The organism is Cryptosporangium minutisporangium (assembly GCF_039536245.1).
Lineage (GTDB): Bacteria > Actinomycetota > Actinomycetes > Mycobacteriales > Cryptosporangiaceae > Cryptosporangium > Cryptosporangium minutisporangium.
On the sequence record NZ_BAAAYN010000024.1, the window covers coordinates 36936 to 47263 of the forward strand.

Annotated in this window: 12 protein-coding genes; 5 read left to right on the forward strand and 7 right to left on the reverse strand. The window is 71.9% G+C overall.

Going from position 1 to position 10328, the window contains the following annotated elements; translation table 11 throughout:
* Positions 1 to 13 precede the first annotated feature (13 nt).
* Entirely contained in the window at positions 14 to 2215 is a 2202-nt protein-coding gene (locus tag ABEB28_RS19220; RefSeq protein WP_345729520.1) for a sensor histidine kinase, read from the reverse strand.
* A gap of 180 nt (positions 2216 to 2395) precedes the next feature.
* Between ABEB28_RS19220 and ABEB28_RS19225 the strand changes: the two genes are divergently transcribed.
* A complete protein-coding gene (locus ABEB28_RS19225) occupies positions 2396 to 2647 on the forward strand; it encodes a zinc-ribbon domain-containing protein (RefSeq protein WP_345729521.1) in 252 nt (83 codons plus the stop codon).
* 1 nt (position 2648) lies between these two features.
* Here the strand turns inward: ABEB28_RS19225 and ABEB28_RS19230 are convergent, their stop codons facing one another.
* Together ABEB28_RS19230 and ABEB28_RS19235 are read right to left on the reverse strand one after the other, a co-directional pair.
* On the reverse strand, positions 2649 to 2981 hold the full coding sequence (locus ABEB28_RS19230) for a cupin domain-containing protein (protein ID WP_345729522.1): 333 nt from the start codon (positions 2979 to 2981) through the stop codon (positions 2649 to 2651).
* A 13-nt stretch (positions 2982 to 2994) separates the two neighbouring features.
* Positions 2995 to 3456, reverse strand: coding sequence for a pyridoxamine 5'-phosphate oxidase family protein (locus tag ABEB28_RS19235; protein WP_345729523.1), 462 nt, complete (start codon positions 3454 to 3456; stop codon positions 2995 to 2997).
* A gap of 185 nt (positions 3457 to 3641) precedes the next feature.
* Here ABEB28_RS19235 and ABEB28_RS19240 point away from each other — a divergent pair, with 185 nt between their 5' ends.
* Entirely contained in the window at positions 3642 to 3941 is a 300-nt protein-coding gene (locus ABEB28_RS19240) for a hypothetical protein (RefSeq protein ID WP_345729524.1), read from the forward strand.
* 24 nt (positions 3942 to 3965) lie between these two features.
* On the opposite strand, the gene ABEB28_RS19245 is transcribed toward ABEB28_RS19240, so the two are convergent.
* On the reverse strand, positions 3966 to 4673 hold the full coding sequence (locus ABEB28_RS19245; protein WP_345729525.1) for an SDR family oxidoreductase: 708 nt from the start codon (positions 4671 to 4673) through the stop codon (positions 3966 to 3968).
* A gap of 37 nt (positions 4674 to 4710) precedes the next feature.
* Here ABEB28_RS19245 and ABEB28_RS19250 point away from each other — a divergent pair, with 37 nt between their 5' ends.
* Positions 4711 to 5289, forward strand: coding sequence for a TetR/AcrR family transcriptional regulator (locus tag ABEB28_RS19250; RefSeq protein WP_345729526.1), 579 nt, complete (start codon positions 4711 to 4713; stop codon positions 5287 to 5289).
* Here the strand turns inward: ABEB28_RS19250 and ABEB28_RS19255 are convergent.
* Together ABEB28_RS19255 and ABEB28_RS19260 are read right to left on the reverse strand one after the other, a co-directional pair.
* Positions 5277 to 5588: a hypothetical protein gene (locus ABEB28_RS19255; RefSeq protein ID WP_345729527.1), complete on the reverse strand. Its 312-nt coding sequence runs from the start codon at positions 5586 to 5588 to the stop codon at positions 5277 to 5279. The genes ABEB28_RS19250 and ABEB28_RS19255 overlap by 13 nt on opposite strands.
* A gap of 2 nt (positions 5589 to 5590) precedes the next feature.
* On the reverse strand, positions 5591 to 6751 hold the full coding sequence (locus tag ABEB28_RS19260) for a tetratricopeptide repeat protein (protein WP_345729528.1): 1161 nt from the start codon (positions 6749 to 6751) through the stop codon (positions 5591 to 5593).
* A gap of 167 nt (positions 6752 to 6918) precedes the next feature.
* Between ABEB28_RS19260 and ABEB28_RS19265 the strand changes: the two genes are divergently transcribed.
* Positions 6919 to 7398, forward strand: a complete 480-nt coding sequence (locus ABEB28_RS19265) for an SUKH-4 family immunity protein (protein WP_345729529.1) — start codon at positions 6919 to 6921, stop codon at positions 7396 to 7398.
* Positions 7399 to 7536: 138 nt separating this feature from the next.
* Positions 7537 to 9024: an aldehyde dehydrogenase family protein gene (locus tag ABEB28_RS19270; RefSeq protein ID WP_345729530.1), complete on the forward strand. Its 1488-nt coding sequence runs from the start codon at positions 7537 to 7539 to the stop codon at positions 9022 to 9024.
* A 56-nt stretch (positions 9025 to 9080) separates the two neighbouring features.
* Here the strand turns inward: ABEB28_RS19270 and ABEB28_RS19275 are convergent, their stop codons facing one another.
* A complete protein-coding gene (locus ABEB28_RS19275; protein WP_376980386.1) occupies positions 9081 to 10307 on the reverse strand; it encodes an MFS transporter in 1227 nt (408 codons plus the stop codon).
* Positions 10308 to 10328 lie beyond the last annotated feature (21 nt).

Consider the following 10328-nt stretch of genomic DNA (forward strand, 5'->3'; position numbering starts at 1 on the left):
CGAGCGTCGATGGTCAGTCCGGGGTTGCTGCCGGTCGTTCGGAGGCCGGCAGCCGGACCTCGAACGTCGTCCCCGGCCCCGGGACGTCGGCGATCGCGATCGTTCCGCCGTGCGCCTCGACGATCGCGCGGACGATCGTCAGCCCCAGACCGGTGCCGGGGATCCCGTGGTTGCGGGCGGTCGAGGCCCGGTAGAAGCGGTGGAAGAGCCGCGGACGCTCCGCCTCCGGGATCCCGATGCCGGTGTCGCTCACCGCGAGGCGGACCGTGTCGTCCTCCGTCCGGACCCGGATCCGTACTTCCCCACCGTGCGGGCTGTATTTCACCGCGTTGGAGAGGAGGTTGTCGAGCACCTGACGGAGACGGACGACGTCGGCCCAGAGGCCGGCCCGGTCGGGCACGTCGGTGAGCACCTCGACGCCTGCGGCGCGGGCGGCGCCGGCGGCCGCCCCGACCGAGTCGTGGACGACCGCGACCAGGTCGACGTGGTCGCAGCTCACCGTGAACCGTCCGGACTCCAGCGCCGCGAGGTCCAGCAAGTCGTTGACGATCGCCCGCAAGCTGCGCGTGTTGCGGTCGACCCGTTCGAGCAGCAGGCGGTGCTGGGCGGAGCACTCCTGCTCGGGGTCGGTGAGGATCAGCTCGGTGTAGGTCGAGATCGCGGTCAGCGGCGTCCGCATCTCGTGGCTGACCAGCGCGAGGAACTGGTCCTTGGTGCGGGCCAGCTCCAGCGCGAGTTCGTCGGCGCGGCGCCGGGCCATGTACTGCCCGATCTGGTGCGCGATCGTTCCGAGCAGAGTCGTGAGGAGCTCCTCGCCGCCCTCGATGGTGTCCGCGAAACACGCGAGGACGCCCTGCACCACCCCCTCGTCGAGGAGCGGGACTGCCAGCACCGTCCGGAGTCCCTGGCGGGCGCACTCGCGTGTCCGCGCGGCCGCCTCGCCGCTTCCCACGTACGGGCTGGTGAGCAGGTCGGGCACCCAGAGCGGCTGCCCGCTGGCCCACACCGAGCCCACGATCCCCTCGGGACCAGTCACGGACGGGAGCTCGACGCGGAGGTCGAGGGCGGGCGCGCTCCACTGGGCCACCGGCTCCAGGTGCTCGGAGGTCGCGTCGAGGAGCCACAGCTCCGCGTGCGGCCACTGCAGGCTCCGCGCCACCGCCTTCAGGACGGTGGGCGCCGCGTGCGCGACCGAGTGCGCCTCGGCGAGCGCCCGGGCCACCTGCAGCTCGCAGTCGGCGAAGCGCTCGGCGCGCCGCCGGTCGGTGATGTCGTGGAACGCGGTCACCGCGCCCAGACACCGGCCGTCGCCGGAGTAGATCGGCTTCGCGTTCGCCGATCCGATCCGCAGACGTCGGCCGGGCGCCGTCATGATCACGTCGGTCTGCTCCACGACCTCGCCGTTCAGGGCCCGAACCAGCGGCACCCCGGTGAGCGGCAGCGGTTGCCCATCCAGTCCGAGCAGCGGGTTGGTGACCAGCGACGCCTCCAGCCCGTCCGTCGGTGACCAGGATGCCGGTAGGTCGCGGAGCTCCCGGAGCGCGCGGTTGTAGAGGAGTAGCCGGCCGTCTGCGTCGCAGGCGGCCACCCCCACGTCCAGGGTCTCCAGCAACGCGCTCAGGAACAGGTGCGGAACGTCGGGGTACGGCTCGGCCGGGTCGTGCCGGATCGGCCGAGCGTTACCGGCTAGGATCGCCAACCGGTCCACCGCCTCGACCTGCGCTTCCTCCCAGTGCCGCGGAGCCGCGTCGACGACGTAGACCGCACCCACGATCCGCTCGTCGTCGTCCCGCAGCGGCACGCCGAGCAACGCCCGGATGCCCTCGGACACCGAGACCGGGCAACAGCCCCAGCGGAGGTCCTCGGACGTGTCGTCGACCACCACCGAGCGATTCGACCGCAACACGCACGCGGCCGGTCCGGCCTCGATCGGCGAGGCCTCCGGCCAGGTCTCCGCCGCAGCACCGTAGCGGCCCGCGACCCGCTCCGCGCTGGCGTCGATCGCGGTGCAGACCGCGGCCGGAGCGTCGGCCAGCCGCGCAGCCAGCTCGGCGAGCTCGTCCGGCGCGACCGACCGGCGGTGCCCGACCGCCCCATTGGCCCCGGCGGAGCCCAGCGCCCGAGCAGACCCCGCCGCCCCAGCCGGACCGGCGGGCACCGCGGAGGCGCGGTCCGGCGCTGCGCGCCCCCGCTTCCGGCTCTGCTTCCCGCTCACGCCCATACAGCCCCCCGCCCGGGGAACAAAAGTAACATTTGGCAAATATTCACGACATAGGCCCCAGCGCTTGCCGCGCACCGTGCGAGTCGGCGGCGCCGCGGCGTAGGACGCCTCGCTTCCGGGTACCCGGAGGTCCGATCCGGTGCGCGCCGGTCCAGCGAGTCGCAGGGGTACTCCGTGTTCTTGATCTTCGGTTTCCGTACGAAGGCCCACGTGCTGGGAAGGGCGGCGGGCGGCTGTCAGGTCTGCGGGCAGCCCGGCAGCGCCCTCGTGGTGCGGGAGACCACCAAATTCAGCCTCTTCTTCGTCCCGGTGCTGCCGGTGCGCAGCCGGTACGTACTGGAGTGCCAGCACTGCCGGTCCCGCGTCAAGATCAGCCGCGGCGAGGCGAACCGGCTCCTCCACGCCGGCCTGCCCGCGTCCTACTGAGTCAGTGGCTCGCGGCCACGGTGAGCAGTACGGCAGCGTCCTCCAGGGCGTGCAGTCCGTGCCGGGCTGGCGGCACGACGAGCAGGTCGCCCGCGCTGCCCTCCCACGAGTTCGTGTCCGATACCAGGCGCACCCGCCCGTGCAGGACGTGCACCGTCGCCTCACCCGGATTCTCGTGCTCGCTCAGCTGCTGCCCGGCGGCGAGCGCGATCACCGTCTGCCGCAGGACGTGTTCGTGCCCTCCGTAGACGGTGCGGGCGCTCCGTCCGCTCGTCTCCCGGGCGGCGTTCTCGAGCTGCTCACGGGCGAGGGCGGTCAACGACATCTTTCGCATGGTCTTCCAGCTCCTACTCGGCGGCGATCGCGCGACCGCTGATCTCGTCAGGGCGAATCAGGACCCACCGGCCGGTGCGGGCGGCGGACGGTAGCAGCGGCAGCGACTCCTCGCGCTCCAGATCCTGGAGGAGGTCGTCCTCGGTGACCAGGCCCGCGACGCCCTTCACCAGCACGCTCCACGCGGCGACACCGGTGGACGGCAACCCGACCCCGTCCACTTCGAACGTGACCGCGGCGCCGTCCATCGCTGCGCCCAGCTTCGATCCGTGCCCGGTCTTGAACGCCACGCCGGACCCGGCCACGACGTAGTTCACCGGCAAGATCTCCACGGTTCCCGCGCGGACGAAGCCGACGCGGCCGAGCTGTTCGCACCGGAGGTACCGCCGGCACTCCGCCAGATCGAGGACCACCAGACCCGCGTGGTCCACCGGATGGCCGGACAGTCCTGCGGACCCGGACATGCCTGCGGACATCGTCCTCACCCCCTCCGTTGCCGGTACGCCGGGAACGTCCCCGTCTCAACGCCTTCAGTCTCGGGGGCCGTGCCGCCGAAGAGTAGGGCCTTAGGTCACAGTGCCGGGTTCGCCTGTGTCTGGGCTTGTTATTTTGGACTGACGTCGGCCCCGGGTGGCGCACGCCGGAAGGGGATGATGGCGGGGTGGCTGCCCGCATCATCTCCCCGAGCGATCGCCTGCTGGAGGGCTTCTGCCCCGACGAGACGCACGCCCGGCTCCGCACCGAGCCGGTCGGCGACCACCGCGCCGGACGCTGCGACGGCTGCGACGCGTGGTGGCGAGCCGAGTTCCGCGGCGGCCAGTACACGCGCGTGTGGATCACCGTCCGGACGCGCGACGACCGCGTCGTCGACCTCCCCGCCGACCTCGGCTCGCTCGACCAGGGCGCGGCCATCCCGACCTACGTCGCCTACGCCCACCGCAGGGCGGACGACGAGCGCTGAGGCACCGGCCCGGCGGAGCTCGGCTCAGGGCAGGGGCGCGAGCGCGTACGGAACCGGCGGGCGTCCGGGCTGGACGACGAGCTCGGTACCGGGCGCACCGGTGTCCAGCGTCTGCTCGACGGCGGCGGCGACGTCCTCGGCGGTGAGCATCGGGATGCCGGCCGCGCGGAAGCGGTCCCGGGCGCCCGCGGTCAGCGGCGTGTCGACCAGGCCCGGGCAGACGGCGGACAGCCGGACGTTCTCCCGGGACAGCGGTCCGGAGAGCGCGCGCACCAGGCCGATCACCGCGTGCTTGGTCATCGTGTAGATCGGGTCCTGCTCGACGCCGTGCAACGCGGCGAGCGACGCGGTGACCACCACCGAGCCGCCACCGGCACGCCGCAGCACCGGCAGGGCCGCCCGGAGGCCGTACACGACCGAGTGCTGGTTGACACCGACGACGGCCTGGTACCGCTCGAGGTCGAGCGTCGCCGGGTCCTTGTCGACGGAGTTGACGCCGGCGTTGAGCACGAGCCGGTCCAGCCCGGCACCGGCCGCCGCGACCGCGCGCACCGACACGTCGGGGTCGGTCAGGTTGCCGACCACCGCGGTGCCGCCGATCGACGCGGCGACCTGCTCCACCAGCGGGTTGCGGTCGACCAGGACGCAGCGCCTCCCGCCCGCGGCGAGCCGCCGGGCGACGGCCTCCCCGATCCCGCCCGCTGCCCCGGTGACGACCGCACCGTGCTCCATCGCGCCTCCCTACCTACATGTAGGTAGGGAGCATAGTATGGCGCTCGTGAACGGCAAGCGGAACGAGATCCTCACCGTCGCGATGGAGATGCTGGCCGAGCGCGGCTACCGCGGAACGTCACTCAACGCCGTCGCCCATCGAGTCGGCCTGACCCGGCAGGGTGTCCTGCACTACTTCCCCAGCAAGGAAGCCCTGCTCAGCGCGATTCTGCAGCGCCGCGAGGAGCTCAGCCGCGAGCACCTGCTGGCTGGCCACGCCGAGGAGGACTGGCCGGCCCAACTGGCCGAGGTGGTGGCCCACGACCACGACGAGCCAGGGCTGGCCCGCGCGTACAGCGTCCTGATGGCCGAGAGCGTGACCGACGGGCACCCGGCCCAGGAGTACTTCCGTACGCACTACGCCGACGTCCGCGCCCGGATGACCGAGGCGTTCGCCCGACGCTGGGGCGACCGCCTGCCCTCCGGCCTCACCCCCGCGCAGGCCGCGACCGCGGTCCTCGCCCTTCTCGACGGCATGCAGCAGCAGTGGCTGCTCGACCGGAGTCAGACCGGTCACCCCGACACGATGCGAGCCGTGCTCACCGTCCTCTTCGGCAGCTCCGGTCAGCCTGCGTAGTGCGGTTCGGTGAGCCGGCGGCGGAACTCCGCGTGCGCGGTCTGGACGACGTCGTTGAGCCGCTCGAGCTCGGTCTCGGTCGGTTCCCGGCGGAGACCGACGTCGATCTTGAATTCGCCCTGCACGATCGTCACGTCGAGGCGGTCCAGCAGATCCGCGGGGAGCCTGGTCAGAACGAACTCGCGGAAGGCGTCGGCGATCGTGCCCGCCAGGTCGCCGCACCCGCAGGTCCGGCCCTCCAGTACCGCGCCGAGGTGGCTGCGGCCGATGAGCGCGTCCGGGTGGACGGGGTTCAGCACGCTCAGGCCCTCCTCCAGGACCGTGCGGGCCTCCGCCAGCCGACCGTCGTGCTGGAGGACAGGCCCAGCGCGACACAGGCGCGCCCGACCATGTCGTGGTCTGCCCCGCGGCGGGCCTGGCTCACGGCCTCGCTCAGCCGGTGCTCAGCCGGGCCGGCGTGGCCGCCGTCCTTGAGCGCGAGACCCCAGTTGCGCAGCACCTGGCTGGTCAGCTCCGGACGGCCGATGCGCTCCGCTCGCGCGGACGTCGACGCGTACGTGTGCAGCGCCGCCTCGGCGTCCCCGGCTTCGTCCTGGGCCATCGCCAGGCCGAGCGCCGCCATCACCGCCTCTTCCTGACGGCCCTGGCGGTCGTAGGACGCGAGCACGCGTTCGATCGCCTCGACCCGCCCCGAAGGGTCACCGAGGACACGGCCGAGGTTCGCCAGCGCGGCCAGGGCGTTGAGCGTCGCCTGGTGGTCGACGCCCAGCCGCTCCTCCAACGCGGCGACCAGGGAGGTGAGCAGGGGTTGGGCGGCCGGATCGTCGTCGTCCAGCAACTGGGTGACCGATCGTCCGATCTCCTCGACGACGTCGTCCGGCAGTTGGTGCCAGCCCACGAAGAGCGGCTCGCCGGTGCCGCCGGCGTGCACGATCACTGCGCGCAGCGCCAACGCGGAGGCGACCCGCTCGTGCCCGCTGTCCCACAGGTTGGCCACCGCCTCTTCGATGACCTGCCGGGCACCCGGCACGTCGCCACGCTGCCGCAGCAGCGCCGCCAGCGGCTCGAGGCCGAACGCGTACCCCGGGTGCGCGCGGCCGTAGAACTCGAGCCGCTCCTCCACGCCCCGGCGTAACTCCGCCTCCGCCTCGTCGAGCCGTCCGGCTAGACGCAGCGCCGAGCCCAGATTGAGCCGGTAGGTCAGCTGGTCCTTTCGCGACTCGGTATCGCGCGGCGGCGCGGAGACCGCGTAGCGGTAGCACTCGATCGCGCGGGGAAGTTGATCGGCGTTGAGCAGCACCGTGCCGAGGTCACACTGGGCCGAAGCCCATTCCGGGCTGCCGGGGCCGGAACGGTCCGTGGCGGCCTGCAGTTCACGGGTCATCAGGTTCTCGGCGTCGCCGATCCGGCCTTCCCGCATCAGCGCGAAGGCCAGCTCGACCGGCGTGGGCGATGTCGTCACGAGCCGCGAGTGTAGGGGTCGCCGAGGCCGGCCGGGCTCGCGCGCCCTGACTCGGGGTCGAGCGGTCCCTCGGCTACGGTCGGCCCTCCGTGACCCCGGCGAAGCGGAGTTGATCGATGACCGACCGAGCCGTCCCGATCGGACGAGATCCTTGGCGCGGTGGTGCCGTGGCCAGAATCGACCGGGCTGCCGAACCAGTGAACCTTCCCTCGGACGCAGTGGACGTCCTCGCCTCCGTCGGGGTTCCGGCGGCGATCGAGGGCATGTTCCACCTCGCCGGAGCGCCGTTGCTCTCCGGCGTCACCGTGGACGGTGCGGACTACTACCACCTCGGGCGGGACGAGGTCGACTTCGCCGGGGCCTACCTGGTCCGCCGCGGCGACGGCGAGGTGTGGCACGTCTCCGTGGACGGTTCGGAGACGGTGTTCGTCAACTCGACGGTTCCGCTGTTCCTGGTCTTCCTCGAACGGTGGCTCGGTTTCCTCGAGGACTTCCGGGCTGTGGACGACAAGCAGGCGATCCGGCACGGGAAGAAGCTGCGGAAGGAGCTGCGGAAGCTCGATCCGCGAGCGTTCCGCGGCGACGAAACGTGGTGGGGATTCGTCTTCGAGGAGGTAGCCGACGGAATTCGACTGCCGGGTGACTGACGCCGCCGCCCTCGGCCCGCTGCGGGCTCACGATTCCGGCGCGATACCGAAAGCAATACTGTAGCTTCGGCTGCATCTGATGGCTCTCCCGCGGGCGGGGCGACGCCCGCCGTCGATGACGACGAAGGGAAGTTCGCGATGACGACCGTGCACAGCGACAGCGGTGTGCTCGCCGGGGACGAGCGGATGCTCATCGACGGCGAATTACAGCTCACCGGTAGCGGTGCGATGTTCGACGTGATCAACCCGGCGACCGAGGAGGTCGCCGGCCGGGCCACCGACGGCACGACCGACGACATGGCACGCGCCGTCGGCGCCGCACGACGGGCGTTCGACACCACCGACTGGTCCCGGGACGTCGAGTTCCGCTACCACTGTCTGACCCAGCTGCACGCCGCCCTCGAGCGCAACACCGAACGGCTGCGGAGGGTCATCGTCACCGAGGTCGGGTGCCCGATCAGCCTCACCGGGAGCCAGGTCGACAGCCCGGTCGAGGAGGTCGCCCACTGGGCGGAGGTCGGGCGGTCGTTCGAGTACCTGCAGGACACCGGCGTCCACGACTCGCAGGCCGGGCCGTCCCGCCGCCTGATCCACTACGACGCGGTCGGCGTCGTCGGAGCGATCACCCCCTGGAACGTGCCGCTGTACCTCAACATCGCGGAGACGACGCCCGCGCTGATGGCCGGCAACACCGTCGTGCTCAAGCCCGCGCAGCTCACCCCGTGGGCGGGGAGCGAACTGGGCCGCATCGTCGCCGAGGAGACCGACATCCCGCCCGGCGTGTTCAACGTCGTGGTCTCGAACGCGAACGAGGTCGGCGCGGCGCTCTCGGCCGACCCGCGGGTCGACATGATCACGTTCACCGGCTCCACCGCCACCGGGCGCGCGATCCTCGCTGCCGGAGCGCCGACCGTGAAGAAGACGCTGCTCGAACTCGGCGGGAAGTCCGCGCACATCGTGCTGGACGACGCCGACCTCACCGCGGCGCTGCCGATGGCCGCGATGCTGGCCTGCATCATGTCCGGCCAGAGCTGTGTGCTGCCGAGCCGGATCCTGCTCCCGCGCTCCCGCTACGACGAGGGCCTGGCGATTCTGCAGGCCACGATGGAGGGTTTCCCGGTCGGTGACCCCTGGGCCACGCAGAACCTCCAGGGTCCGCAGATCAGCAAGGGCCAGCAGGACAAGGTGCTCGGGCTCATCGCCGACGGGGTGGCGTCGGGTGCGCGGCTGGTGACCGGCGGCGGGATCCCCGAGGGCCTGGAGAAGGGGTACTACGTCCAGCCGACGCTGCTGGCCGACGTCGACCCCGACTCGCGCGTCGCTCAGGAGGAGATCTTCGGGCCGGTGCTGTGCGTGATCCCCTACGACACCCAGGACGAGGCGATCGCGATCGCGAACAACTCGATCTACGGCCTGTCCGGGCAGGTCAGCAGCGCCGACGAGGACCGGGCGCTGCAGGTCGCGCTGCGGCTGCGCACCGGGAGCGCGAACATCAACGGCGGTCAGCACTTCGGGCTGACCAGCCCGTTCGGCGGCACCAAGCAGAGCGGGCTGGGCCGCCGCAACGGCCTCCACGGCTTCGAGGAGTACCTCGAGATCAAGACGCTCGGTCTGCCGCCGGCCTGACGTCGCGAGCGTCGGAGGGGCCCGCCAACGGGCACCTCCGACGCTCGGCTCATTTCTCAGCCGGTGCGGTGGCTCGGAACCGGCGCCGGGCGCATCGCCAGCTGCGTGTAGACGGCGGCGACCAGCGCGGTGATCGCGAGCAGCGCCAGCCCCGGCTTGTAGTTGCCCACCCATCCGTAGATCGCGCCCATCACCAACGGCGGAGCGAACCCGCCGAGGCCACCCGCCGCTCCGACGATGCCGGTGACCGAGCCGACGGTGCCGGGTGGGGCGACCAGCGCCACGAGGGCGAAGACGGCCCCGGAGGCGGCGCCGAGCGCGGCGGCCATCGCGAGGAACGCGACGGTGCCGAGCGGTGCGAGCGGCCGCTCCAGCGCGGAGATGCCGGCGAAGACCGCCACGACCACGAAGCACGCGACCAGCACGCGGACCGGGTGCAGGCGATCGGAGAGCCACCCGCCCACCGGCCGCATCGCGACGGCCAGCACGACGAACCCGGCGGTGCGGATCGCCGCGTCACCCGGGCTCAGGTCGTGCGCGTCCTTGAGGTAGGTGGGCAGGTAGACGCTGAACGCGACGAAGCCGCCGAAGCCGACCGCGTAGAGGAACGACAGCTGCAGGGTGACCGGGAGCCGGAAGGTGTTCCAGGCGCGCCGGACCGCGCTGCCCTGCGGGATCTGCCGGTTCGGGGCGTCGCGGAGCACCAGGTAGGCCACGACGGCGTAGATCGCGAGCGCGATCGCGACGAGCGTGAACGGGAACGTGAGCCCGACGGCGTCCTTCAGCGCCACGGTGGTGAACGCGGAGATCGCGGTTCCGCCCATGCCGATGCCGAAGATCCCGAGCGCTGTGCCGCGCTTCTCCGCCGGGAACCAGGCGTTGACCAGCGGGACGCCGACCGCGAACGTCGTGCCGCCGAGGCCCAGTGCGGTGCCGCCGATCAGCATCAACGTCAGCGAATCCGTCGCGACGTAGCCGACGAACAGCACCGGGATGATCGTCAGCGCAGAGATCAGCGGGAACATCGTGCGGGCGCCGAATCGGTCGGTGAGCGCACCGACCGGGATCCGCCCCAGCGACCCGACGACCACCGGGACGGCGACGAGCAGCGACTTCTGCATCGCGGACAGCTGCAGATGACCGGCGAAGAAACTACCGAGCGGGCTGATCAGGGCCCAGGCCCAGAAGTTGATCGTGAACCCGATGGTGGCGACCGCGAGCATCGTCCAGGCCTGCCGGGGCACGGCCGGGGCGACTCGGTCGGCGGTGTGTGTTCTGGCCACGGTGGCCTCTCCTCTCGATCC

Excerpts from the sequence above, each read along its gene's own strand:
- ABEB28_RS19270 (WP_345729530.1), top strand. The coding sequence starts at position 7,537 with ATGACGACCGTGCACAGCGACAGCGGTGTGCTCGCCGGGGACGAGCGG.
- ABEB28_RS19230 (WP_345729522.1), bottom strand. The coding sequence starts at position 2,981 with ATGCGAAAGATGTCGTTGACCGCCCTCGCCCGTGAGCAGCTCGAGAAC.
- ABEB28_RS19245 (WP_345729525.1), bottom strand. The coding sequence starts at position 4,673 with ATGGAGCACGGTGCGGTCGTCACCGGGGCAGCGGGCGGGATCGGGGAG.
- ABEB28_RS19250 (WP_345729526.1), top strand. The coding sequence starts at position 4,711 with ATGGCGCTCGTGAACGGCAAGCGGAACGAGATCCTCACCGTCGCGATG.
- ABEB28_RS19235 (WP_345729523.1), bottom strand. The coding sequence starts at position 3,456 with ATGTCCGCAGGCATGTCCGGGTCCGCAGGACTGTCCGGCCATCCGGTG.